The sequence below is a fragment of the Hephaestia mangrovi genome, from assembly GCF_019880555.1.
Taxonomy (GTDB): domain Bacteria; phylum Pseudomonadota; class Alphaproteobacteria; order Sphingomonadales; family Sphingomonadaceae; genus Sphingomonas; species Sphingomonas mangrovi.
In genome coordinates, this window is record NZ_JAINVU010000004.1 from 188927 (window position 1) to 213931 (window position 25005).

Consider the following 25005-nt stretch of genomic DNA (forward strand, 5'->3'; position numbering starts at 1 on the left):
GATGCAGAAATCACGCCGCATCCATCGTCTCCACCGCGCGCCGGAAGGCATCCACCAGCGGCACCACCCGCGCGCGCGTCTTGAACGCCGCCCGGTTGACGATCAGCCGGCTCGATACCTCGGCGATCGTTTCCACCTCGACCAGCCCGTTCTCCTTGAGCGTCCGCCCCGACGAAACGAGGTCGACGATTCGCGGCGCCAGCCCCAGCGTCGGCGCCAGCTCCATCGCGCCGTTCAGCTTGACGCATTCCGCCTGCACCCCGCGCCGCGCGAAATGGCCCGCGGTGATATGCGGATATTTGGTCGCGATGCGCACATGGCTCCAGCCGCGCGGGTCGTCCGCCGCCGCCATGTCGGCAGGCTCGGCGACCGATATCCGGCAATGCCCGATGCCGAGGTCCACGGGCGCATAGAGTTCCGAATAATCGAACTCCATCAGCACGTCCGATCCGACGATGCCGAGCTGCGCCGCGCCGTGCGCGACGAAGGTGGCGACGTCGAACGCGCGCACCCGGATCAGCTCGATGGCCGGGTCGCTGGTGGCGAAGCGCAACGCGCGGCTGCCCTCGTCGGCGAACGCCGCTTCGGGTTCGATCCCGACGCGCGCCAGCAGCGGCAGCGCCTCGTCGAGAATGCGTCCCTTGGGGACGGCGATGATGATCGGATCGGACATGGGCAGCGGGGCTTTACTTGCCACGCGCCTCGGGAGCAACACGCGCGCGAAGGAGACGGCGGATGGCGAGTGAGGAAAACAACCGGGGCGCGTTCCTGATCCAGCAATATTATTGCGCGAAAATGGATGCGCCGATCTATGCCGCGATCTGCGCGGCGCTGGCGAGCGGGCTCACCCGCGAGACCAGCACCGGCGCCCGCGTGCTCGATTGGCCGGGCGAGCCGACCCGCGACGCGCTGCCGTTGCGCCTCGTCGGCGGGCTCCACGCGCTGGTGCTGGCCGGCCAGGATGCCGAACTCGCCGCGGTCTTTTCCGGCGAAACGCGCGATGCCGCCGCGATCGAAGCGGCCCTGCAGGGCGTGCTCCGGCGCCATGACGATGCGCTCTATCCGTGGCTCGACGGCCCGCCGCAGACCAACGAGCCGGGCCGCTCGGGCGCGCTGATCGTCGGCTTGATCGAGGTCGCCCGCCGGTTCGGCCCGAAGCTCGAGATCCTCGAAATCGGATCGAGCGCCGGGCTCAACCTGCTGATCGACCGCTATCGTTTCGATCTCGGCGGCGCGCTGTTCGGCCCGGCCGGGTCGCCGGTGACGATCGCGCCCGAATGGCGCGGCGATCGCCTCGTGCTGCCGCCGGTCGAGTTCGTCTCGGTGCGCGGCTGTGACGTTGCGCCGATGGATGCGACCGATCCCGCGGTCGAGCGCCGGCTCGCCGCTTATGTCTGGGCCGAAAAGCCCGCGCGCCGCGCCCGGCTCGCCAAGGCGATCGCGATGGTCCGCGACCGCCCCGTGCGCCTCGATCGCGCCGACGCCGCCGACTGGATCGAGGCGCGCCTCGCCGAGCCGCAAAGCGAAGGCGTCACGCGCGTGCTGATGCACTCGGTGGTGTGGCAATATCTCCCCGAGGCGAGCGCGGCGCGGATCCGCGCCGCGATGCGCGTCGCCGGCGCACGAGCGACCGCCGCGCGGCCGCTCGCCTGGGTGGCGATGGAGCCCGATCGCGCGACGGCCGAACAGGTCGTCAGCATCGCCACCTGGCCCGGCGGCGGCGAGCGCGAGGTGGTCGCCACCGCCCATTCGCACGCGCAATGGGTCAAGCCCGGCCCACGCGAAACCGCCGACGGCATCGCCTTGCCCGAGGCAGCGAAGATCGAGCTTTAGAAAGCCGACCGCTTAGATCTGGATGCGAGCCAGATAAGGCGCCGGCTGTGCCCTAGCGGAGCGGCTTGCCGCTGTCCTTCCACTTGTCGAGCACCGTCGACTCGGGCAGCGCATCGGCGCTCGGCGCGCCCGCCTTGATCGCGCCGCTGTCGGCATAAGCCGGCTGGATCATCGCGGTCGTGATCGACGCGGCCTTCGCCGGCGCGGGCGCCACCGGAGAAGCCGTCGCATCGCTCGCCGCCGCAGCCAGCGTCGCCGGCGCGGCGACCGCATCCGGCGCCGCGCGCGGGTGCGGTCCGGGCAACGGCTCGCCGCCGCGATAGACCTGGTCGAACGCGGCGAACGTCCCCCAATAGCCCGCCCAGCGGTGAAACAGGTGCGCGCCGATCGCGTCGGTCATCACCAATTGCCGGTTCCACGCCGGGGTGACGGCATAGGTATGGTAATGCGTCGCCAGCCCGACCGGCGCGAACACATATCCGTCCAGCGCGGCGCCGGCGATCCTCAGCGCCTTGTCCCACGCCGCGCGCATCGGCGGTCGCGCGGTCGCGCCGTCGCAGGCGAAGCTGAACTGGCAGCCGCTGGCTCGCTCCGATCCCTGATAGACCACCCCGCACACCGTATCGGGGAAGGCGGGGTGCATCACGCGGTTGAGCACCACCTGCGCCACCGCGCGCTGGCCGTCGTCCGATTCGGACGCCGCTTCGTAATAGACCGCGCTGGCCAGGCATTGCAGCGCGCGGCCGCGATCGGTCGCGCTGGCCGCGGCCATGGAGAAAGCGCGCGCGGCATGCACTGTGCCGTCATCGACGTCGAACCGCGCGTTCGCCGGCACCGTCATGGTCGGCAGCGCGGTCGTGCCGGTGGCGCCGGCGGCGGGCGCGGCATCGTCATCGACTGCGTAGAAATAGGCGGCGCCGGGGAAATGGTCCTCGGCCTCGAACCCGGTCCTGGCCGGCGCGGCGTCGACAACCGGCGCATTCGCCGCGATCGCCCGCAGCCCGGCATGCGCCGACATGCCGAGGCAGATCAGCGCCAGCACGGCGACGAGCGCCAGCTCGCCGAGCGGCCGTGACAGGGAGAAACGCGTGATCATCCTGCCGTGTCATACGACAGCACCCGCGCGCGGTTTAGCCGTGATTTTCGTCTGTCCGGCCATGGGACAAGTCGCCCCCGCGCTAACCTTGCTGAAGCGCGTTTCAGGGCGTGTGGAGATTCAGTTCAGGGTGAGGCGAAAAGCCGTGTTTTGCAGCTCGCCATGGACTGAATACGCGCACCCTAGGGTCGGTCGACATTCAGGAGGTGGCGGAGCGAAAATGGTGGATTTCCGTGACCCGGAGCGCAGCGGACTACAGGTCCGTGAGCACCGGAAGCGCGGAGAGCCGCCATTTGCAGCCCGCCAGAACTGAATGTCGATCGGCCCTAACCGCGCCGCCGCCGGTCGCGATTGGCATAGAGCATCGCGGCGCCAAGCGCGGCGGAGCCGATGCCGAAACCGATCGATGCGAGCGGCCAGCGATTGCTCTTGGCCTTGCCCGGTTCGGCGGTGTCCGCGGCGCCTTCGCGGCATCGCTTGGCGTCGTGCGCGGCGGCGGTGATCTCGTTCAGCGGGGTGTCTGTGGCGTCACTCAAGATACTGTCCCGGTTGCGATCGATAAGCGATCAACGCATGGAGCTTGCCGCATATCCGTCACGAAAGTCACGCGCGAATTGTGCAAGCCGGGTTTCGGCGATTGCAGCCCGCAAATCGGCCATCAGCGTCTCGTAGAACCAGATGTTGTGCTCGGTCATCAGCATCGCGCCCAGAATCTCGCCGGCGCGCACCAGATGGTGCAGATAGGCGCGGCTCCACGTCGCGCAGACCGGGCAGGGGCAGGCCGGGTCGAGCGGCCCTTCATCCTCGCCGAATTTCGCGTTGCGGATGTTGATCGGCCCGCCGCGCGTGAAGGCCTGCCCGGTGCGTCCCGATCGCGTCGGCAGCACGCAATCGAACATGTCGACCCCGCGCTCCACCGCGCCGACGATATCGTCGGGCTTGCCGACCCCCATCAGGTAGCGCGGGCGGTCCGCCGGCAATTGCCCCGGCGCGAAATCGAGGCAGCCGAACATCGCCTCCTGTCCCTCGCCGACCGCCAGCCCGCCGATCGCATAGCCGTCGAACCCGATATCGGTGAGCGCATCCGCTGAGGCCTGGCGCAGCCCCTCGTCGAGTGCGCCTTGCTGGATGCCGAAGATCGCGTTGTGCGCAGCATGGTCGCCGCCGGCGTCGAAGGCATCGCGGCTGCGCTTCGCCCAGCGCATCGATCGCTCCATCGCCGCTGCCTGAACCTCGCGCGTCGAGCTGGTCGGCACCAGCTCGTCGAACGCCATGACGATGTTCGAGCCGAGCAGCCGCTGGATCTCGATCGAGCGTTCGGGGCTGAGCAGGTGCCGCGAGCCGTCGAGGTGGCTCTTGAACGACACGCCTTCCTCGGAGCGTTTGGTCAGATCGGCCAGGCTCATCACCTGATAGCCGCCCGAATCGGTCAGGATCGGCCTGTCCCAGCCCATGAAGGCGTGCAGCCCGCCCAGCCGCGCCACGCGTTCGGCGGTCGGCCGCAACATCAGGTGATAGGTATTGCCGAGGATGATGTCCGCGCCGGCAGCTGCGACGTCGCCGGGCTTCATCGCCTTGACGGTGGCGGCGGTGCCCACCGGCATGAACGCCGGCGTGCGGATCGTCCCGCGCTCCATGGCGATCGCGCCGGTGCGCGCCCGGCCGTCGGTGGCGGTGATGGTGAAGGAGGAACGAGAAGCGGTCATGTCTATCGCTGTAAAGGGCCCTGCACCGAGAAGGAAACTCCTGTTCGCCAGCGCACATCGTCATGCTGAACTTGTTTCAGCATCCATGGAGCAACGGTGGCCGCGCATCGGACGGTGATAGCGCGTCACGGACTCTGAAACGAGGTCGCCGGTGACAAACTTATGCGGTGACCTTCAATTGCGCCATATTAGTGCCGCCGCCGCCGTCCCCCGTCGCCGAACGGCAGCGCGCGGATCGTCAGGCATTCGGTGCGCGTCACCACGCCGTCGTGGTTGGTATCGAGCCGCGCGAAGATGCGCGCGAAATCGGCCTGCAATTCGGCCAGCGTGATGCGATTGTCGTGATCGCCGTCGACTTCGAACGGGCTCGGCAGCGCATTCTCGTCGCCGAGATAGCGTTTCGCCCAGTCGCCATATTGGATGTAGCCGATCGAGCCGGCATGTGCCGTATCGGCCCCGGCGAAGCTCCGGGCGAGGCACGCCGAAAGCTCGGCCGCCGTCACTTGCGCGTCGCCATCGGCATCGCACGCGGCGATCAGCATCGCGGCGGGCTCGACCATCATCGTCTGGTCGGGCGGCTGCTGCGGGTTGGCGGCCGTCTGCAGCGCCGCGGCGAGCATCAGCAACAGCATCATCGGCTCCTTTCCGGCAACAGCAGGCTGGCGTCGCCGTAAGAATAGAAACGATACCCGCTTTCGATGGCATGGGCATAGGCCGCCTGCATCCGATCGAGTCCCATCAGCGCCGAAACCAGCATGAACAAGGTTGATCGCGGCAGGTGGAAATTGGTCATCAGCCCGTCGATCCCCCTAAAGCGATAGCCCGGCGTGATGAAGATCGCGGTGTCGCCCTCGAACGCGCGGATCACGCCGTCCTCGCTCGTGGCGCTCTCGATCAGCCGCAGGCTGGTGGTGCCGACGGCGATCACTCGCCCGCCGGCGGCGCGCACGGCGTTGAGCCGGTCGGCGGTCGCCTGGTCGATCCGCCCCCATTCGGCGTGCATCCGGTGCTCGTCGGTATCCTCGGCCTTGACCGGCAGGAAGGTGCCCGCGCCGACATGCAGCGTCAGCGTCGCGTGGCCGATCCCCGCCGCCTCGATCGCAGCGAGCAGGTCCGGCGTGAAGTGCAGCGCCGCGGTCGGCGCGGCGACCGCGCCGGCCTCACGCGCGAACATCGTCTGATAATCCTCGGCATCGCGCGCGTCGGTCGGCCGCTTGCTCGCGATATATGGCGGCAGCGGCATCTGTCCGGCGCGGGCGAGCAGCAGCTCGACCGGCTCGTCGCCGGCGAAATCGAGCGCGAAGCTGCCGTCCTCGGCGCGATCGGATGCGGTTGCCGACACGCCGTTGCCGAAATCGATCGCGTCGCCGTCATGCAGCCGCTTGGCGTTGCGGATGAAGGTGCGCCAGCGGCGCGGCCCCTCGCGCTTGTGCAGCGTCGCCCCGATCGTCGCATTGCCGCGCTTGCCCTCCAGCTGCGCCGGGATGACGCGGGTGTCGTTGAACACCAGCAGGTCGCCCGCCCGCAGGACTCGCGGCAGGTCGCGCACGCCCGCGTCGTGCGTCGCGGCGCCGTTGAGCACCAGCATCCGGGCGGCGTCGCGCGGCGTGGCGGGGCGCAGCGCGATCCGCTCGCTGGGCAGCGTGAAATCGAACCGGTCGACCTTCATCGCCGGCCGCCGGGGAACGGGCTCACTTGCCCGCGGGCGCCGCCGGCTTGGCACCCGGCAGCGTCACCGGCGCGCCGAGCCCTGGGGCCGCGGCGGGCGCTTCGGCCTGATAGGGCGGCGGATTGTCGGCGGCGATATAGGCGTGGAGGATGCGGCTCGGATCGGCCGGCGGCTCGCCGCGATGGATCATGTCGACATATTGCATGCCGCTGATCACGCGCCCGAACACGGTGTATTTCTTGTCCAGCGTCATATGCGGCTGGAACATGATGAAGAACTGGCTGTTGGCGCTGTCCTCGGCCTTCTTCTGCGCGGCCTCGTCGGCGCCGTCGGGCGCGCTCTCGCGGGCGGCGGCCACCGCGCCGCGAACGTGGGGCAGATAATTGAACTCGGCCGGCACGTTGGGCAGCGAGGAGCCGCCGGTGCCGTCGCCCTTGGGGTCGCCGGTCTGCGCCATGAAGCCATCGATCACGCGGTGGAAGGTCAGGCCGTCATAGAAATGCTGCCGCACCAGCGTCTTGATCCGCTCGACCATCTTGGGCGCGACATCGGGGCGCAGCCAGATCACCACCCGGCCGCCGGTCGACAGGTCGAGATAGAGCAGGTTCTGCGGGTCGGTGGGCGATGCGACGGGCGGGCGGTCGGCCACATTGGGCTGGATCAATGCCGAACTCTGCGCGAAGGCCGGGCCTGCGAAGAACGCGCCGACCAGCGCCGCCAAACTCAGAATGAAACGCATCACTTCCCCGCCAGAGTCATCATCAGCGCGCGGGCTTAGAGCAAATCGCCGCTTGCGCCAAACTGAACATGGCCGGCGGGCCGCGTTCATCGCCGCGCTGTCGGGCCTCCGCTCTCGCCGGGCTGCCCATTTCCCTTTCCGTTCTTTCGCAAACGGCGCCTCAACTGCCTTTGCGGCCGATCTCGGCCACCCGCGCATCCACTTCGGCGCGCACCGCCGGTGTCACGAACTTGCCGATGTCGCCGCCGAACAGCGCGATTTCCTTGACCAGCCGGCTGGCGATCGGCTGCAGCGCGACATCGGCCATCAGGAACACGGTTTCGATCGTGTTGTTGAGCTGCTGGTTCATGCCCGCCATCTGATATTCATATTCGAAATCGGCGACCGCGCGCAGGCCCCGGACGATGATGCTCGCGCCCTCGCGCGTCGCGAAATCCATCAGCAGCGAATCGAAGCTGACGACGTGGATCTCGCCCTCGATCCCCTCGACCTCGCGGCGCACCATCGCCATCCGCTCCTCAACCGAGAACATCGGGTTCTTCGACGGATTGGTGGTCACGCCGATGACGAGGCGATCGACCAGCTTGGCGCCGCGCCGGATGATGTCCATATGGCCCAGCGTGATCGGGTCGAACGTGCCGGGATAAACGCCGATGCGCCGCTTCACCGGTCGCGCTCCAGCACGAATCGGGCAAGGTCGCGCAGCAGATCGGCTTCCGATCCGAACTGGTGGAGGTGCGCGATCGCCTGGTCGACCAGCACGCGCGCCTGCTCGCGCGCGCGATCGAGGCCCAGCAGCGTCAGGAACGTCTCCTTGCCCGCGCCCTCGTCCTTGCCCAGTTTCTTGCCGACCAGCGCCTCGTCGCCGGTCGCGTCGAGGATGTCGTCGGCGATCTGGAAGGCGAGCCCGATGTCGCGCGCATAGCCGCGCAGGCCCGTCCGGCCCTCGGGCGCGACACGGCCCAGGATCATGCCGAACTCGATCCCGCACGAGATCAGCGCCCCGGTCTTGAGCGCCTGCAGCCGCGTCACGGTGGCGAGGTCGAAGCTGCGCCGCTCGGCCTCGATGTCCATCATCTGCCCGCCCGCCATGCCGGCCGGCCCCGCTGACCGGGCCAGCTCGAGCACCAGATCGGCGCGGACGAACGGATCGGCGTGCGTCGCCGGATCGGACAATATCTCGAACGCCAGCGCGTGCAGCGAATCGCCGGCCAGGATCGCGGTCGCCTCGTCGAATGCCTTGTGCACCGTCGGCTTGCCGCGGCGCATGTCGTCATCGTCCATCGCCGGCAGATCGTCGTGGATCAGCGAATAGACGTGGATACATTCGAGCGCGAGGCCGGCGCGCAATGCCTGCTGCTCGCCGACCCCGAATAACCGTGCCGAGGCGACGACGAGCAACGGCCGCAACCGTTTGCCGCCACCGATCGCGGCATGGCGCATCGCGCGATAAAGCGCGCCGCGGGGGTCGTCGGGCACGGTCAGCAGCGTGTCGAACGCGCGATCGATCTGTTCGGAAACCTGCGCCATCGCCTGCTGCAGCGCGATCGAGCTGGCGGTCACCCCGGCCTCACTGGGCATCGAACGGCGCGGTGCCGGTCGGCCGCCCTTCCTGGTCGAGCCGGATCGCCTCGATCCGCGCCTGCGCCGCATCGAGCCGGTCGCTGCACCGCTGCCGCAGCAAATTGCCGCGTTCGTAGAGCGCGATCGCGTCGGCCAGCGGCGTGTCGCCGCTTTCCAGCCGGCCGACGATCGTCTCCAGCTCGCGCAGGGCCTGTTCGAAGCTCAGTTCGTCGATCGCGGGGTCGGCATCCATGGCGCTGCTATGGGACAGCGAGGCGAGCGCGGTCAAGGATACGACGGCGGCCGCGTGGCGTTCTGTCGCATGAGACCTTAATGGAGCCATCATGTTCACCAGCATCAACCCCGCCACCGGCGAAGCCATCGCCACGATCGCCGAACTCACCGCGCCCGAGATCGAAGCGCGGGTGCAGCGCGCGCATGACGCGTTCCGCGATTGGCGCACCACCGATTATGCGACGCGCACCGCGCTGCTCGAGCGAATCGCCGAGCAGTTCGAAGCCAACAAGCGCCGTCTTGCCGAGATCGCCACGCGCGAAATGGGCAAGACGCTCAAGTCGGCGCTCGCCGAGGTGGAAAAATGCGCCGCCGCCTTCCGCCACTATGCGCAGAACGGCCCGGCGATGCTTGCCGACCATGACGTTGCCGTTGCCACCGGTACCGCGACGGCGCGCTGGCTGCCGATGGGGCCGGTACTCGCGGTGATGCCGTGGAATTTTCCCTATTGGCAGGTCGTCCGCTTCGCCGCGCCGACGATCATGGCCGGCAATGTCGGGCTGCTCAAACATGCCTCGTCGGTGCAGGGCGTGGCCGCCGCGATCGAGGAGATGATCGTCGCCGCCGGCGCGCCTGCCGGGCTGTTCCAGAACCTGGCGATCAAGTCGGACAAGGTCGCCGGGCTGATCGCCGACGATCGCATCGTCGCCGTCACGCTGACCGGCAGCGAGGGCGCTGGCATGAAGGTCGCCGAAGCCGCCGGCCGCGCGCTCAAGAAGGTCGTGCTCGAACTCGGCGGGTCGGATCCGTTCATCGTCATGCCCTCGGCCGATCTCGATGCGGCGGCCGAGACGGCGGTGAAGGCGCGCATCCAGAACACCGGCCAGTCGTGCATCTGCGCCAAGCGGATGATCGTCCACGCCGATATCTACGATGCCTTCATGGAACGATTCACCGCCGGCATGGCGCGGGTGGTGGCGGGCGATCCGATGGATGACGCCACCGACATGGGTCCGCTGTCGAGCGAGGAGCAGCGCCGGACCGTGCTCGACCAGCTCGATCAACTTGCCCGGGCCGGCGCCAGCCTCACGGGCGGCGAGGCGCTGCCGGGCAAGGGCGCCTTCATGTCGGCGGGCATCCTCACCGGCGTGCCGCTCGACGATCCGGTCGCGCAGGAGGAGATATTCGGCCCGATCGCGATGGTCTTCCGCGCCGGCGATATCGACGAGGCGATCCGCATCGCCAACGACGTGCCGTTCGGCCTGGGCTCGAGCGTCTGGACCAATGACGCGGCGGAGAAGGCCCGCTTCGTCCGCGATATCGAGGCGGGGATGACCGCGATCAACCAGCTCCTCGCCTCGGCGCCGCAAGCCCCGTTTGGCGGGGTCAAGCGTTCCGGCCACGGCCGCGAGCTCGGCCCTTACGGCCTCCACGAGTTCATGAACCTCAAGACGATCGTCGAGTAGACCCGCCGGCCTCAATGCCCGTCATCCTGAACTCGTTTCAGGACGGGGCGGCGCGGGGGAAATCGCGCCGCAAGCCCTTCCAATGTTGGATTTATTCTGGTCTATCCTGGGCGATGGAACGGCACCGCATCACCGACACCTGTTCTCCTGTCGCCAGCGCTGTTGCACGATTGCTGCAAAGCCGGCGCACGACCGACGCGCAGCGGTCGCTGGTCAGGCGCGTCGGTGTCGCGTCTGTGTTGCGCGCGTGGCGCCGACACGGCGCGTCGCGGTGCCGAGCGGGCGCGTCGCAGGCGCAACAGGCGGCAAAACCTCGCGACGCTCTCCACTTTGTCCACTTCGCCGGTTGGCCATCAACATCGAAAATTACCCTACGGCGTCCGATTGTTGCGAAACCGCGACGAGCGGACTACCCCGGCTCGCAGCCGCGCCTGACGGCATGGCGCGGTTCAGCGAAAGGGATACGGGCGCATGATGAAACCAGTCCTCGGGGCAGCCGCGGTCGCGCTGGCCGCGATGCTCGCCACCACCGCGCCGGCGCAGCAATCGTCGAGCGCGCGCTCGGATCAGGTCACGCCCGACATGATCCAGACTGGCAGCGACATTCCCAAGGACTGGCAGCAGCCCGAGGCCAATTTCGATTACGTCAAGAAGGACGTGATGATCCCGATGCGCGACGGCGTGAAGCTGCACACCGTCATCATGATCCCCAAGGGCGCGCACGATGCGCCGATGCTGCTCGAACGCACGCCCTACGACGCCACCTTCTTCGGCAATACCAACAGCCCGCACATGCGCGAGGCGGTGTGGTCGGCGGATCGCGAATGGGCCGATGACGGCTATATCCTCGTCTGGCAGGACATCCGCGGCAAATACGGCTCGGAAGGCAAATATGTCATGACGCGCCCGCCGATCGGCCCGCTCAACCCGACCAACACCGACGATACCACCGATGCCTGGGATACGATCGACTGGCTGGTCAAGAACGTGAAGCAGTCGAACGGCAAGGTCGGCATGATCGGCTCGTCCTATGACGGCTGGACGGTGGCGATGGCGCTGCTCCACCCGCATCCCGCGCTCAAGGTCGCCGCGCCGGAAAGCCCGATGGTCGATGGCTGGATGGGCGACGACTGGTTTCATTACGGCGCCTTCCGCCAGGTCAATCTCGATTATTTCACTGGCCAGTCGTCCAAGCAGGGCGGCGGCCAGAGCGTGCCGCGCGACGGCTATGACGATTATCAGAACTTCCTCGATGCCGGCTCGGCGGGCCATTGGGCCGACGAGCATGGCTTCAAGCAATTGCCGTGGTGGAACCGCCTCTCGGCGCACCCTGCTTACGATGCTTTCTGGCAGCTCCAGGCGCTCGACAAGCTGGTGCCGGATCACGCCTCGGACGTGCCGACGATCTGGCTCCAGGGCCTGTGGGATCAGGAGGATATGTACGGCGCGATCCACACCTGGGAGGAGCTCAAGAAATCGGGCCACGGCGCCAACAACCACCTCGTGATGGGTCCGTGGTTCCACAGCCAGGTCAATCGCTCGGCATGGGATTTGGGGCCGCTCAAGTGGAACGGCGACACCGCCGCCGATTTCCGCAAGGATTATCTGATCCCGTTCTTCGATCAGTATCTCAAGGGTGAGCCGCAGAAGACGCCGCTGCCGCAGGCGCTGATCTACAACCCGGTCGAAAACCATTGGGACAAGTTCGCCGACTGGCCGGTCGCCGCGAACCAGCAGCTCACGCCGCTCTACCTCCAGGCCGACAAGGGCCTCGGCTTCGGCCAGGCCGCGGCGGGTGAGGATAGCTACGTCTCCGATCCGGCCAAGCCGGTGCCCTATCTCAATCCACCGATCCCGCAGAAGAACGATCGCTGGCGGACCTGGCTGGAGCAGGATCAGCGCTTCGTCGCGACGCGTCCCGATGTGCTTAGCTACACCACCCCGGTTTTGACCAAATCGGTTCGCATCGAAGGCGCGCCGATCGCCGATATCTTCGCCAGGACGACCGGCACCGACGGCGATTTCGTCGTCAAGCTGATCGACGTCTATCCCGCCGCTTATCCCGAACAGCCCGAAATGGGCGGCTATCAACTGCCAATAGCCATGGACATCTTCCGCGGCCGCTATCGCAAGAGTTTCAGCGATCCGTCGCCGATTCCGGCCGGCGAGGTGCAGGAATATAAATTCCGCCTGCCGACGCAGAATTACGTGTTCAAGCCCGGCCACCGCATCATGGTCCAGATCCAGTCGAGCCTGTTCCCGCTCTACGACCGCAATCCGCAGACCTACGTGCCCAACATCTTCTTCGCCAAGCCGCAGGACTATCGAAAGGCGACCATCTCGATCGAGCACGGCGACGCCGGCGCCAGCGCGGTGCTGCTGCCCGTCGTCGCCGCGAGCACCGCGGAGAACTGATCATCCCCGTCACCCCAGCCTCCGGGCCGGGGCGGCGCCTTCCCGACGCTCGCGGAAGCGCCGCGCGCACCCCACCACTCCGTCATGCTGAACTCGTTTCAGCATCCATGGCGCAACAATTGCCGGTTGGGAAACGCCCGTGTCGGTGCACGACCGCTGAACCAGAATTAGGGCGACGGAGTCATGTGCGGCAAACTAACCTTGACAAAACGAACCATATAGGATAACACTCGTCGCTGTCCTCCTCGCCTCCGGCCTGGTCTTCCGACATGACGACAAAACAGCCGCCCGCTAACCTTCTGCCGTCACCTCGGCGATCAGATCCTTGCGGCTCAATTTCCCCACCATCGTCTTGGGCAGCGCCGCCCGCACCACCACCTGGTCGACGCGCTCGTGCTTGCCCAATTGCGGGTTGAGCCACGCCGCCAGCTCCGCGCCGGTCGCCGTCGCCCCCTCGGTCAGCGTCACAAAGGCGCGCGGCATTTCGCCGTGATAGGCATCGGGCAACCCGATCACCAGCGCCTCCTTCACCGCCGGATTTTTGTAGAGGATCGCCTCGATCTGGCTGGGGAACACCTTGAACCCGCCGACTGCGATCATATCCTTCAGCCGGTCGACGATGCGGATGAAGCCGTCCGCGTCGATCGCGCCGACATCGCCGGTGCGCAGCCAGCGCGCCCCCGCATCGTCGGTCACGAACACCTTGGCGTCGGCATCGGGCCGGTTCCAATAGCCTTTCATGATCTGCGGTCCGTTGGCGACGATCTCGCCGGGCTCGCCATCGGGCGCGGGCTTGCCGGCATCCTCCTTGTCGACCAGCCGCACGCGGGTGCCGGGCACTGGCTGGCCGATCGTGCCCGCCTTGCCCTCCGCCTCATAGGGATTGGCCGAGATCACGCCCGAGCTTTCCGACAGGCCATAGCCCTCGACCACGGTGGCGCCGGTCGCCGCCTCGAACCGCGCCTTGAGCTCGGCCGGCAGCGGCGCCCCGCCCGACACGCACACCCGCAGGTGCGAGAAATCGGTCTCGCCGATCTTGGGATGGTCGAGCAGCGCCTGATACATGGTCGGCACGCCGGGCAGCGCGGTCGCCCGCGTCCGCCCGATCGTCGCCAGCACCTGCCCGGCATGAAACCGCGGCAGCATGACGATGCAGCCGCCGTTCGCCACCGTGCGATTGAGCACGCAGGTATTGGCGAAGACGTGGAACAGCGGCAGCACGCCCAGGATGCGGTCCTCGGCGTGCGGATGCGGGTCGATCGCCGCCACCTGCCGCGCGTTGGCCGACAGGTTGGCGTGGGTCAGCATCGCGCCCTTGGGCGTGCCCGTCGTCCCGCCGGTATATTGGATCAGCGCGACCTCGGTGGCCGGATCGATCGCCGGCGCGGGGCAGGCGCCGTCATTGTCGATCAGCTGGGAGAAGGCGAGGATGCGCGGGTCGTGCGGCCGCTTGGCTACCTCGCGCCCGCGAAACAGTCGATAGAACAGCGATTTCGCCCCCGGCAGCGCGCCTGCCACCGATCCCACCACCAGCCGCTCGAGCGCCGACGTGTCGAGCACCTCGAGAGCCGTCGGCAACAGCGCGGTCGCCGAAATGGTGAACAGCAGCCGCGTCCCCGAATCGGCGACCTGATGCGCCAGCTCCTGCGCGGTGTAGAGCGGCGAGAAATTGACCACTGTCGCGCCGAGCTTGAGCACCCCGTAATAGGCCGCGACATAATGCGGCACATTGGGCAGGTAGAGCCCGATACGGTCGCCCGGGCCATAGCCCAGCGCCTTCAATCCGCAGGCGACGCGATTGGCGCCGTCCAGCGTTTCGCCATAGCTGTAGGTGCGGCCGAGGAACTCGATCAGCGGCGCTTGCGGATGCGCCGCGGCCGAACGCTCGAACAGGTCGACCATCGATTCGGGCGGGAAGTCGGTGTCCCACGGCGTGGGGTGGCGATAGGCGCTGCGCCAGACGGCTTCCGGATCGCTCATTTACAACGGTGTAAGCAACGCCAGGCGAGCGTGCAAGTCAGTCGATCAAGTGTCGGCCGCTCCACGTCCACAGCAACGATACGCCGGCCAGCCCGACATCGATCGCCGCCTGCATCGTGTGCGGCGCGGGATCGCTGCCGTCATGCGTGTCGATGCTGATCGTCACCGAGGGATGCCGCGCGGCGAGCACGAGCAGCGCGAGCACCAGCAGCGCCAATCCGATCCGCCGTTCCCGCATGACACGTCTCCCTTGCCGAACATGCCCCTTTAGTCGCCGGGCCACCCGGTTTCTTACGCGGCCCGCGAAAAACGCTGGCCACGCCTCGATCACGTTCCCGTCCGGCCAACGACAGTACGCTGGTAGGCGGTCACGCTCAAGCGAAAGCGGGTCAGCCGAAAAGCGCCGGAGAGCGGTCTTCGCCTCGCATACCGGTGGCCTCAAGCTGCGATCGAATAGCCCGGACGAGCCCGCGCACGGTCACGGCCGTCGCTTTTCGCGTCGAACAACGCACGGTCGGCGAGGCCGTAGAGCAGTTTCCAATGCCCTTCAGTGGCGAGCGGCCCGGTACACAGCCCGATGCTCGCGGTGACGGTGAGGTCGAACGGCATCCGTTGCGCGCGCAGCCGCGCGAGAACCGTGTTGGCGTCCAGTTTGGCTTCTTCGGTCGTAAGAATCGCGAATTCCTCGCCGCCGAGCCGCGCGACCAGCGCGCCCGGCGGCGCCGCCGCGCGCAGCGCGCGGGCGAACAGCCGCAGCACCTCGTCGCCGCCGTCATGGCCCAGCGTGTCGTTGACGCGCTTGAAATGATCGATGTCGGTAACGAGCAGCGTGTGCATCCCGTCACGCCCGATCGCCTCGCGCAGGAACGAGCGGCGGTTGAGCAGGCCGGTCAGCGGATCAGTATCGGCGAGCAGCCGCTGTGCCGCTTCCTGGATGCGCGCCTCGTCGCGTTCGCGGCTCAGCAGGTGGATGCGATAGGCGATCGCCACCGACGACAGCAGCGCCTCGATCGTCATCGAAACGAGCGTCGAATTGTCGAGCCAGAAGCTCCACGGAATCAGGTGGAAATTGTTGAGGATGCGCACGCAGGCGAGCGCGATCGGCGCGGCCCAGCCGAGCGCGAACATCCACAGATAATTGCTCCGCATCCGCCACGCGCGCCACAGGATCGGGATGACGATCGCGATCAGCCCGCAAAAGGTGACGGCATAGAGCTTGTCCAGCGCCCAGATCGCATGCGGCGCGAACAGCGCGAACAGCGTGGCCGGCGTCAGCACCGCGACCATCGCGATACGGCTGGCGACGCGCAGCCAGCCGGAGAACACCTGCTCCTCGAAGAACGATCGCGCGAACGCGACCGCGCTCGCAGCCGAGATCGCCAGCAGCAGGTAATTGATCCGCAGCCGATCGTTGTTGAGCATATCGGGCAGCATCCAGGCGAGCGCGCCCGAGGACGAGATGGCATAGCCCATCAGCGCGGCGACCATCGCGCAATAGGCGAGCTGGAAGCGGTATCTCAGCGCCCCCCACAGGGCCAGATTGTAAACCAGCAGGGCGAGGCACAGCCCGACGAACCCGGCGTAGAGCGCGCCGAGCCGCAGGGTCGATTGGCCGGCCTGATACGCATCGGTCACGCGGGCGCCGATCAGGATGCCACGCAGATTGGCCGCACCCTCGACGTGCCACAGCAAGCGCACCAGCGGCACCGGCGACGGTGGCGTCTGGTGCTGGATCAATGCGCCCAATTGCATGTGGCGCGTCGCGCCGCGGCCGTCGTCGCTGAACCGGTAGATGCGGCCGTCGGCGTAGAGCGCGTAGAGCGTCAGCCGCGTCTGCCACAGGCTGGCGACGCGGATTTCGTGCGGCGATCGTGTATCGATCCGGTCGAGCGGCTGCGATCGGACCCAGAAATCGCCGCGCCCGAAATCGGTCTGCGGTGTGGTGCAATCGAACCCGCCCGATTGGCGGAGCAACGTCGCCGGGTCCATGCCGGGGGCGGCGCGCAGCACGCAGGGGCGGATATGCAGGCCGACGTCACCGACCTGCGCATGCGCTGCCGGCCCGCCCGTCAAGCAGACAAGTGCAAGCAGCACCCGCATCACAATGCGACTGATCGGAAACCCCACCATGAGTCGAATGCTAAACGGTGATGGCGAACGGAGTGTAAACGCCACGCCGTTTATTTTGCCGCCGGTGCCCACGGCGGCTGATCGCTAAACCGAAGTCGAGCTTATTCCCCACGAAGATAATCGTCACCCTGAACTTGTTTCAGGGTCCATGGCGCCCGCTCACCGGCGAGCGTCCGGGATGCTTATGACGTAACCGTCAGATTTCAGACGGCTATGACGACGTCGGCAGGGGTGCCGGCGATGGCTGCGGCCGCGGGGCGGCGGGTTGGCTCCCGGTCTCGCTGGTGTTAAGCGCCGCGGCGTTGGCGCGCGCGGTATCGCTGGCGTCCACCTTGGGATCGGGCGGCAGCATCGACGGATCGGTCGGCACCACCGATCCCTTGGTCACCTCCACCACGGTGCCGATCCGCGTCGCCGCATAGAGCTTCTTGGCGAAGGCCAGCGGCACGTGGATGCAGCCGTGCGAGTTGCGATAGCCGGGTGTCGATCCGCCGTGGATCGCGACGCCGTCCCAGGTCAGCCGCTCCATATAGGGCATCGGCGCCGAATCGTAGAGCGTCGATTTGTGGTGCACCTGTTTCTGCAGGATCGGGAAAATGCCGGTCGGCGTTTCCTTGCCGTCGCGACCGGTCGCCGCGCTGGAAACAGCAATCATCTGGTTGCCGCGAAACACATAGGCGCGCTGGTCGGCCAGGCTGACGATGACGTTCAGCGGACCCGAGCCGCTATTGTCCTGCCACACCCAGGCGCTTGGCTGCAGCATCGCAGCGGCCTGCTCAATCGAGGCCGCGTCGGTGCTCGCCGCGGCGGGTGCCGCCAGCGCGCAGACGGCAGTGCCAAGCAGGATGGCGATCGATTTCACTTCGGCTCCTTGCATTTGATCTCTATGACATCAGAACAACGCCCGAATATGACCTTCGTGTCCAGCCGCAAGGGCGAATATCCGGCGATTTCAGCTCATTCTCGTAAATATATGTCGAGAAGTCGGTCCGATTCGGACGCTCTTCCGATCGCCGTCGCGCGCGGCTAGACTCGCCGCCTATACGGGAAGCCGGTGCAGAACATGAAAAGGGGCGAGGGATGGCGGATACGGAAGAGGCGCCGCTGGCGCGCGGCGACATGCGGCTGGTGATCGGGGCATCGGCGGTCGGCACGATCTTCGAATGGTATGATTTCTTCATTTACGGCACGCTCGCGGCCTCGGGGATCATCGGCCGCGCCTTCTTTCCCGCAGGCAACGAAACGGTGCAGACGCTGCTCGCCTGGGCGGGGTTCGCGGTCGGCTTCGGGTTCCGGCCGCTGGGCGCGGTGCTGTTCGGCTTTCTCGGTGACCGGCTCGGGCGCAAATACACCTTCCTCGTCACCATCACGGTGATGGGCGTGGCAACCGCGGGCGTCGGGCTGGTGCCGCCGGTCGCGACGATCGGGCTCGCCGCGCCCGCGATCATCCTGCTGCTCCGCATCGCGCAGGGGCTGGCGCTGGGCGGCGAATATGGCGGTGCGGCGGTCTATGTCGCCGAACATTCGCCGCCGGGCCGCAGCGGCTATTACACCAGCTTCATCCAGGCAGGTGTAGCCGGCGGGTTCATTCTCAGCCTGGCTGTGGTGCTCGCGGTCAAGGCGCTGTGCCCGGACGCGGTGTGGGAAGCCTGGGCCTGGCGGCTGCCGTTCGTGTTTTCGTTGGCGCTTCTCGCTGTGTCGCTGTGGATGCGGCTCAAGCTGTCGGAAAGCCCGGTATTCGCCGCTTTGCGCAAGGCCGGCGAGACGGTGCGCAACCCGTTTATCGAGAGCTTTCGCTATCCCGGCAACTGGAAGCGCCTGTTCGTCGCGATGATCGGTATCGCCGCGGGGCTGACGGTGATCTGGTACACCGCGACCTTCAGCGTCCTGTCTTTCGCCGAGCACGCAATGCGGCTCGACGAAACCACCGCGCAGCTCGTCACCGGGACGGGCGTGCTCGCTGGCCTGTTCTGGTTCGTGCTGTTCGGGCGCCTATCCGATCGCATCGGCCGCAAGAAGCCGATCGTGATCGGCTATGCGGTCACGCTGGTGGCGCTGTTCCCGCTGTTCTGGATCATCGGCGATGCCGCCAATCCCGGCCTGGCAGAGGCGGCGCGGCGCGCGCCCGTGGTCGTTTCGGGCACCGATTGCCACTACAGCCCGTTCGCCAAGCAACAGACTGGTGCTTGCGGACAGATGCTCGATTATTTCTCGAAGAAGGGCATCGCCTACACCACCGTCCGCGCGCCCGCGACGGTGGTGACGATCGGCGGCGTCACCGTCGAGGATCCGACGCCCGCGCATCTCGATGCGGCGCTGGCGGCGAACGGCTATCAGCTCGGCAAGGTCGTGCCGGGGCCGCGCGGCATCATCGTCATGCTGCTGGCGATCGTCGCGTTGAGCGCGCTGTCCGGCGCGACCTACGGCCCCGTCGCCGCGCTGCTGGCCGAGATGTTTCCGCCGCACATCCGCTACAGCTCGATGTCGATCCCCTATCATATCGGCTGCGGCTATTTCGGCGGATTCCTGCCGTTCATCAGCCAATATGTCGTCGCGCGCACCGGCAATCCCTATGCCGGCTTGTGGTACACCTGGGTGATCGTGGCGATCGCGCTGGTGGTGACGATGTTTGGTCTCACCGAAACCGCGCCCATTGCAAAACGCCGCCGCCGCTGACTGGCCTTAGCCGCGGCGGATCGCTAACGGCGGAGCGATGACCATTGCTCCGCTGCGCCTCCGCCTCGATGGCACCGCCCTCGCCGACAATTGGCGGACGCTCGATCGGTTGAGCGGCGCAGCGGCGTGCGGTGCCGCGGTGAAGGCCGATGGCTACGGGCTCGGCGCGGCGGCGGTCGCGGCGCGGCTGGCCCGTGCCGGCTGCCGCGATTTCTTCGTCGCGACCTGGGCCGAGGCGGAAGCGCTGGCGCCGCTCGGGTGCACCGTCTCGGTGCTCCACGGCGTCCGCGCCGAGGATATGGCCGTCGCCCCCGGCATCGCCCGGCCGGTGCTCAGCACGCCCGCGCAAATCGCCCGCTGGCGCGAGGCGGGCAGGGGGCCGTGCGATGTGATGGTCGATACCGGCATGAACCGGCTCGGCGTCTCGGTTCAGGCAGTGGGGGAGGGCCTGCTCGATGGCCTGCAGGTCGAGACGCTGATGAGCCATCTCGCCTGCGCCGACGAGGAAACCGCGATGAACGCGCGCCAGCGAGACGCCTTCGCCGGCCTGGCGCGCAAGACCGGCGCGCGCCGCATGAGCCTCGCCAATTCGGCGGGAATCGCGCTCGGCGCCGATTATGCCTTCGATCTGACCCGCCCCGGCCTCGCGCTCTACGGCGGGCGGCAGCGCGCGGGACATGACGCGATCCGGCAGGTGGTGATCCCCGAGGCGCAGGTGCTGCAGCGGCGCACCGTCCCCGCCGGGCAGACCGTCGGCTATAACGCGACCTGGACCGCGCCCGCCGACAGCGAGGTCGCGATTCTCAACATCGGTTATGCCGACGGCTATTTCCGCGGCTTCTCCGATCACGGCGCGGCCCGCGCGGGCGACGTCCGCCTGCCGGTGATCGGCCGCGTCTCGATGGATCTGCTCGCGGTGCTGGTTGACGCCGCCCCCGACGTCGCGGAAGGCGACTGGCTGGCGCTCGACTACGACCTCCCCGCCGCCGCGGTGGCGAGCGGGATGTCGCAATACGAGCTCATCACCAGCCTCGGCACCCGCTTCGATCGCGTCTGGAGTGGCTGACGACGGACCCAACCATCATGCTGAACTCGTTTCGGCATCCATGGCGCAACGCCGGCGCTGCACTCGCGGGTTCCGCGGTCATCATGGAACTCGCCCCAAGCTCAGGGCGATGCCGACCGTCCTACCGCTCGACGCACATCGCGATGCCCATCCCGCCGCCGATGCACAAGGTCGCGAGGCCCTTCTTCGCGTCGCGCTTCTGCATCTCGTAGAGCAGGGTGGTCAGCACCCGCGCGCCGCTGGCGCCAATCGGATGGCCGATCGCAATCGCGCCGCCGTTGACGTTGACCTTGTCGGCATCCCAACCCAGTTCCTTGCCGACTGACAGCGCTTGCGCGGCGAATGCTTCATTGGCCTCGATCAGGTCGAGGTCGGCGAGCGTCCAGCCGGCTTTCTCCAGCGCGCGCTTGGTTGCCGGCACGGGGCCGATGCCCATGATCGAAGGATCGACGCCGGCCGAGGCCCAGCTCTTGATCGTCGCGAGGATGGGCGCGCCGCGCTTCTCGGCCTCCTCGCGGCTCATCACCACCAAGGCGGCGGCGCCGTCGTTGAGGCCCGAGGCGTTGGCGGCGGTGACGGTGCCGTCCTTCTTGAACGCCGGCCGCACGCCCGACACGCTTTCGATCGTCACGCCCGAGCGGATATATTCGTCATCCTCCACCACCGTGTCGCCCTTGCGGCCCTTCACGGTGACGGGCGCGATCTCGTCCTTGAACTTGCCCGCCGCGCGCGCCTTCTCGGCATTGTTCTGAGAGCGCACCGAGAATTCGTCCTGCTCGCTGCGCGTCACCTGATATTGCTCGGCCAGGTTCTCGGCGGTGATGCCCATGTGATAGCCGTTGAACACGTCGGTCAGGCCGTCCTTGATCATCGTATCGATCAGGCTGACGTCGCCCATCTTGGTGCCGCCGCGCAGGTTCTGCGCGTGCGCCGAAAGCGACATCGATTCCTGCCCGCCGGCGACGACGATCGTCGCGTCGCCCGTCGCCACCGCCTGCGCCGCCAGCGCCACCGCGCGAAGCCCCGATCCGCACACCTGGTTGACGCCCCAGGCTGGAATCTCCTTGGGCACGCCGGCCGCCATCGATGCCTGCCGCGCCGGGTTCTGGCCCTGCCCGGCGGTGAGCACCTGGCCCATGATGACTTCGGAAACCTCTTCACCCTTCACGCCGGCCTGCGTCAGTGCCGCCTCGATTGCCTGCCGCCCAAGCTCGTGCGCGGGAACGCCGGCGAATGCACCGAGGAAGCTGCCGACCGGGGTGCGCTTGGCGGCGGTGATGACGATATCGGACATGGGTGGGGCTCCTGCTGATTCGTGTTTGCCGCCTATCTAGGGGCGTCGAGCGCGCTTAGCCACCCGGCGAGCGGCTCCCAGAGCTGCGCTTGCGCGCGCCCGCCCACGATCATGCCGACATGGCCCGCGCCCAGCATACGTGTGTCCGTGACGCCCGCCGCGCTGGTCGCGGGTACGATGCGGTCGGTGGTCGAGACGAAATCGACCACCGGGCAGGGCAGGGCAGCGGGGTCGACGCGCTGTCCCGCCATGCTCAGGCCGCCGTTGCCGGGCACGTCATGCTCGAAAAAGTCGAACAGCTGCGCGCCGGCGGCATAGGTCAGTGGTGCGCCGGCATTGGCCCAATCCTCCAGCGCGACGAACTGGCGTGCCTTGCCACTCTCCGGATCGAGATCGGCGAAGGCTTCGTATTTGGCGATGGTGCGCGCCGGATCGAGTCGCCAGAAACCCGATTGCAGCACCTCCATCGGCACCAGCCCGAGCGCGCGGCATGAGGGCTCGGCGGTCGCCCACAGTTCGGCGATCTCGGCGCGGGCATGTGCCCCGAAGCCGCCGAACCGCCACGGCGCAGCGATCAGCGCCACGCCGGCGACCGGCCGCGCGGCCGCCGCCATGATCGCCATCGTCCCGCCCAGGCAATAGCCCGCCAGCACTGGTGGTTCTTCCAGCCGCGCGATGAGCGGTAGCAGCAGCGTCTCGACATGCCCGGCGATATCGAGGCCGCGCTCGTCCGGCGCCGGGCTCCCCCAATCGAGCAGCAGCGGGCGCACGCCCTGGCCGGCCAGCCAGCGCAGCAGGGAGCGGCCGGGCGCGAGATCGAGCACGAACGGCGGGTTGATCAGCGAGGGCACGAACACCACCGGCCGCCCCGCGCCGCCGTAATCGATCAGCGCGGCGCGGCCGATTCGGTGCGCCGCAGCAGGCCGCGGCCATGCTGCGCTGCGATCGACACGTTGATAGGCGGCCAATCCGGCCAGTGCCTTGGCGCGCCTATCGGGCGATTCGGCGGTTTCGCTGCGCAGCATATCGAGGAACAGCGGCAACGGGCGCGGCCCGTGTTGCGGCGCATCATGTTTCGATGGTAGAGCGGGGTCGATCACGGTCGGGGGCAAATCCCAATGAAGAAGCAGCAGGCGGAAGACGGCTCGGTAATCATCAAGAAATACGCCAACCGTCGTCTCTATAATACCGAGACCTCATCCTACATCACGCTCGATCATCTTGCCGCGATGATTCGCGAAGGCCGCGACTTCAAGGTCGTCGATGCCAAGACCGATACTGACATCACCCACAACGTGCTGACCCAGATCATCATGGAAGAGGAAGCGCGCGGCCAGACGATGCTGCCGGTCAATTTCCTGCGCCAGCTGATCGCGATGTACGGCGATTCGATGCAGGCGATGGTGCCGGGGTATCTCGATGCCTCGATGGAAAGCTTCCGGCGCAATCAGGAGCAGTTCAAGTCGGCGGTCGAGGGCGCCTTCGCCAACTCGCCTTTCGCCGAGATCGCCAAGCGCAACATGGAGATGTTCGAGGCGGCGACCGCGGCGTTCAAGAACGGCGGCAAACCCGCGCCGGCACCGTCCGCTTCCTCGAAGGACGACGAGATCGCCGCGCTCAAGGCCGAGATGGCGCGGATGCAGGAAAAGATCGAAAAACTCGCCAAGTAGCGGCTATCGACCATGTCTCAGATCAGTCCGGGCTGGTACGCCGTGGCGGCGTGCCTGCTGGTCGCGATAGTTGCCGGCCTTGCCGACTGGCGACGGCGGCGGCGGCGTGATCTCGATCGCGTCGGGCCGGTGCACTGGCCGACCGTGCAGATGCTCGCGCTGATCGCGGCAGCGGCGATCGCGGCGTTCGTCACACATGGCTGAGCGCCAACGTCAGTAGAATTGTTGTAGCGTCAGCGATCGCGTCGCGCCGTCGCACAGGCCCAGCGTCACGGTTCGCCCCGGCGTGCCGGTCGACCAGCTGGACAGGGCGCTGTCGGCATAGTCCGCCGGGATCGGCTTGCCGTCGATGCTGCAGATCAGGTCGCCCGATCGCCAGCCGGCCGCCGCCGCGGGGCTGCCGCGCATGACGTGTACGACGCGCAACCGATCCTTGTCGAGCCCGAGCAGCAGCCCGCTGGTCGATCGCACCGGCGGCTGGTCGGCGTCGGGTCCGGGAGTGAATACCATCCGTCCTGCGCGGGGATCGAGCAGCACGCGATAGCGCTGCAACAGCCCGGTGCCGATCCGCCCCTGGGCGCCGACCGCATCCGAAAACCCTCGCGGCGGCTCGACCCGCACCTCGATCTGGCGCGCGGTGAGATCGCCTAGCGACAGCGCCGGCACGATCGCCAGCCCCATCACCACCGATCCGCCCAACCCATAGGATATTGCGCTAGTCATCGGCGGCGGTGCGGGCTCGGCGGCGACCCAGGCGGCGTGCGACAGCGTCAGCATCGATCCGTCGCCGGTGTCGACCACCAGCGGGTGCAGCGCGTGGCCGCCCAGGCTGCCGTCGGTCAGGTAGATGTTGGTGATCGGCGAGGTGGTGAGCGGCGCGCTCTCGCCGCGAAACGGCAACTGGCCTGAGGGGATCAGGCGGAAACGGTGGGCCGGATAGTCGATGTCGAGCGCATAGCCCGCGAGCAGGTCGGGGCCAACCAGCAGGTCGATCGCATCGGCGCCGCCGGCTGCCAGTGCGGGCACGTCGGCGACGGCGATCTCGCCGCCGCGCCGCGTCAGGCCGCCAAGCGATATCGTGTTCATCGCCGCCCAGCCGATCGGTACCGCGCCGCCGATCACCGTGGCGCTGCCGCGCTGCGTCACCTTGATGTGCAGGCGCCGCACGAAATCGCGCGACAGCACCGAAAAACTCAGCCCGGTATCGAGGATCGCGCTGACCGGCGCACCGTCGAGCGTCGCGGTGAAGCGCACCTGATTGCCCGGTGTCAGCGTGAACGGCACCCAGCGTTTCGCGCTGTCGGGCAGCAGCGTGCTGACCGGGGCGGTGGCGCCCGGCGCGATCGGCGGCGGCGCGGCGGCGGTGAGAACGAGCAACAGGGCGGCGAGGACGCGCATCGCCCGTTGCCCTAGCCGGTCGCGCTCAAACCGCAAATGAACGGGACATGTTCGTGAGGCGGCTGGTGCC

24 protein-coding genes are annotated in these 25005 nt (G+C 67.6%); 7 read left to right on the forward strand and 17 right to left on the reverse strand.

Annotated elements, in window-relative coordinates:
* Positions 1–10: 10 nt before the first annotated feature.
* Positions 11–673 carry an ATP phosphoribosyltransferase gene (gene hisG / locus K7G81_RS11280; RefSeq protein ID WP_223030895.1) on the reverse strand — a complete coding sequence of 221 codons (663 nt, stop codon included), beginning with the start codon at positions 671–673 and terminating at the stop codon, positions 11–13.
* Positions 674–735: 62 nt separating this feature from the next.
* Between hisG and K7G81_RS11285 the strand changes: the two genes are divergently transcribed.
* Positions 736–1833 carry a DUF2332 domain-containing protein gene (locus tag K7G81_RS11285; RefSeq protein WP_223030896.1) on the forward strand — a complete coding sequence of 366 codons (1098 nt, stop codon included), beginning with the start codon at positions 736–738 and terminating at the stop codon, positions 1831–1833.
* A 52-nt stretch (positions 1834–1885) separates the two neighbouring features.
* Here K7G81_RS11285 and K7G81_RS11290 read toward each other — a convergent pair whose 3' ends face one another.
* The 9 genes from K7G81_RS11290 to K7G81_RS11330 all read right to left on the reverse strand — a co-directional run bounded on the left by K7G81_RS11290 (position 1886) and on the right by K7G81_RS11330 (position 8859).
* Positions 1886–2929, reverse strand: coding sequence for a cell wall hydrolase (locus tag K7G81_RS11290; RefSeq protein ID WP_223030897.1), 1044 nt, complete (start codon positions 2927–2929; stop codon positions 1886–1888).
* Positions 2930–3255: 326 nt separating this feature from the next.
* Positions 3256–3465, reverse strand: coding sequence for a hypothetical protein (locus K7G81_RS11295; protein WP_223030898.1), 210 nt, complete (start codon positions 3463–3465; stop codon positions 3256–3258).
* A gap of 30 nt (positions 3466–3495) precedes the next feature.
* A complete protein-coding gene (gene tgt, locus K7G81_RS11300) occupies positions 3496–4635 on the reverse strand; it encodes a tRNA guanosine(34) transglycosylase Tgt (RefSeq protein ID WP_223030899.1) in 1140 nt (379 codons plus the stop codon).
* A 188-nt stretch (positions 4636–4823) separates the two neighbouring features.
* Complete coding sequence (locus K7G81_RS11305; protein WP_223030900.1) at positions 4824–5270, reverse strand: EF-hand domain-containing protein; 447 nt, start codon at positions 5268–5270, stop codon at positions 4824–4826.
* Positions 5267–6304, reverse strand: a complete 1038-nt coding sequence (gene queA / locus K7G81_RS11310; RefSeq protein WP_223030901.1) for a tRNA preQ1(34) S-adenosylmethionine ribosyltransferase-isomerase QueA — start codon at positions 6302–6304, stop codon at positions 5267–5269. The genes K7G81_RS11305 and queA overlap by 4 nt, the downstream gene beginning before the upstream one ends.
* A 22-nt stretch (positions 6305–6326) precedes the next feature.
* Positions 6327–7043: a peptidylprolyl isomerase gene (locus tag K7G81_RS11315; RefSeq protein WP_223030902.1), complete on the reverse strand. Its 717-nt coding sequence runs from the start codon at positions 7041–7043 to the stop codon at positions 6327–6329.
* 160 nt (positions 7044–7203) lie between these two features.
* A complete protein-coding gene (gene coaD, locus K7G81_RS11320; RefSeq protein ID WP_223030903.1) occupies positions 7204–7710 on the reverse strand; it encodes a pantetheine-phosphate adenylyltransferase in 507 nt (168 codons plus the stop codon).
* Positions 7707–8573 (reverse strand): polyprenyl synthetase family protein, encoded by an 867-nt coding sequence (locus K7G81_RS11325; RefSeq protein WP_439649546.1) that lies wholly within the window; start codon positions 8571–8573, stop codon positions 7707–7709. Before K7G81_RS11325 ends, coaD begins: the two co-directional genes overlap by 4 nt.
* Positions 8574–8613: 40 nt before the next feature.
* The gene (locus tag K7G81_RS11330) at positions 8614–8859 is read right to left on the reverse strand and encodes an exodeoxyribonuclease VII small subunit (protein WP_223030905.1); all 246 of its coding nucleotides are present in this window, start codon (positions 8857–8859) and stop codon (positions 8614–8616) included.
* A 91-nt stretch (positions 8860–8950) separates the two neighbouring features.
* Between K7G81_RS11330 and K7G81_RS11335 the strand changes: the two genes are divergently transcribed.
* The gene (locus K7G81_RS11335) at positions 8951–10306 is read left to right on the forward strand and encodes an NAD-dependent succinate-semialdehyde dehydrogenase (protein WP_223030906.1); all 1356 of its coding nucleotides are present in this window, start codon (positions 8951–8953) and stop codon (positions 10304–10306) included.
* Positions 10307–10777: 471 nt separating this feature from the next.
* Positions 10778–12721, forward strand: coding sequence for a CocE/NonD family hydrolase (locus K7G81_RS11340; protein ID WP_223030907.1), 1944 nt, complete (start codon positions 10778–10780; stop codon positions 12719–12721).
* A 291-nt stretch (positions 12722–13012) separates the two neighbouring features.
* Here K7G81_RS11340 and K7G81_RS11345 read toward each other — a convergent pair whose 3' ends face one another.
* The 4 genes from K7G81_RS11345 to K7G81_RS11360 form a co-directional block, all read right to left on the reverse strand.
* Positions 13013–14701: a long-chain-fatty-acid--CoA ligase gene (locus K7G81_RS11345; protein ID WP_223030908.1), complete on the reverse strand. Its 1689-nt coding sequence runs from the start codon at positions 14699–14701 to the stop codon at positions 13013–13015.
* A gap of 37 nt (positions 14702–14738) precedes the next feature.
* Complete coding sequence (locus K7G81_RS11350) at positions 14739–14939, reverse strand: hypothetical protein (protein ID WP_223030909.1); 201 nt, start codon at positions 14937–14939, stop codon at positions 14739–14741.
* A 200-nt stretch (positions 14940–15139) separates the two neighbouring features.
* On the reverse strand, positions 15140–16801 hold the full coding sequence (locus tag K7G81_RS11355; protein WP_223030910.1) for a sensor domain-containing diguanylate cyclase: 1662 nt from the start codon (positions 16799–16801) through the stop codon (positions 15140–15142).
* Positions 16802–17042: 241 nt separating this feature from the next.
* Positions 17043–17693, reverse strand: coding sequence for a L,D-transpeptidase family protein (locus tag K7G81_RS11360; protein ID WP_369412092.1), 651 nt, complete (start codon positions 17691–17693; stop codon positions 17043–17045).
* 218 nt (positions 17694–17911) lie between these two features.
* Between K7G81_RS11360 and K7G81_RS11365 the strand changes: the two genes are divergently transcribed.
* Together K7G81_RS11365 and K7G81_RS11370 are read left to right on the forward strand one after the other, a co-directional pair.
* Entirely contained in the window at positions 17912–19507 is a 1596-nt protein-coding gene (locus K7G81_RS11365; RefSeq protein ID WP_255586929.1) for an MFS transporter, read from the forward strand.
* Positions 19508–19544: 37 nt separating this feature from the next.
* Entirely contained in the window at positions 19545–20573 is a 1029-nt protein-coding gene (locus K7G81_RS11370; RefSeq protein ID WP_223030912.1) for an alanine racemase, read from the forward strand.
* Between the two features lie 121 nt (positions 20574–20694).
* Here the strand turns inward: K7G81_RS11370 and K7G81_RS11375 are convergent, their stop codons facing one another.
* Both K7G81_RS11375 and K7G81_RS11380 read right to left on the reverse strand, forming a co-directional pair.
* Positions 20695–21867 (reverse strand): acetyl-CoA C-acetyltransferase, encoded by a 1173-nt coding sequence (locus K7G81_RS11375; protein WP_223030913.1) that lies wholly within the window; start codon positions 21865–21867, stop codon positions 20695–20697.
* 32 nt (positions 21868–21899) lie between these two features.
* Positions 21900–22967: an alpha/beta hydrolase gene (locus tag K7G81_RS11380; protein ID WP_439649544.1), complete on the reverse strand. Its 1068-nt coding sequence runs from the start codon at positions 22965–22967 to the stop codon at positions 21900–21902.
* An 18-nt stretch (positions 22968–22985) separates the two neighbouring features.
* Between K7G81_RS11380 and phaR the strand changes: the two genes are divergently transcribed.
* Complete coding sequence (phaR, locus tag K7G81_RS11385; protein WP_223030914.1) at positions 22986–23537, forward strand: polyhydroxyalkanoate synthesis repressor PhaR; 552 nt, start codon at positions 22986–22988, stop codon at positions 23535–23537.
* Between the two features lie 12 nt (positions 23538–23549).
* Positions 23550–23741, forward strand: a complete 192-nt coding sequence (locus K7G81_RS11390) for a hypothetical protein (RefSeq protein WP_223030915.1) — start codon at positions 23550–23552, stop codon at positions 23739–23741.
* Positions 23742–23750: 9 nt separating this feature from the next.
* Here the strand turns inward: K7G81_RS11390 and K7G81_RS11395 are convergent, their stop codons facing one another.
* Positions 23751–24935 (reverse strand): retropepsin-like aspartic protease, encoded by a 1185-nt coding sequence (locus tag K7G81_RS11395; protein WP_223030916.1) that lies wholly within the window; start codon positions 24933–24935, stop codon positions 23751–23753.
* Positions 24936–25005: the final 70 nt, after the last annotated feature.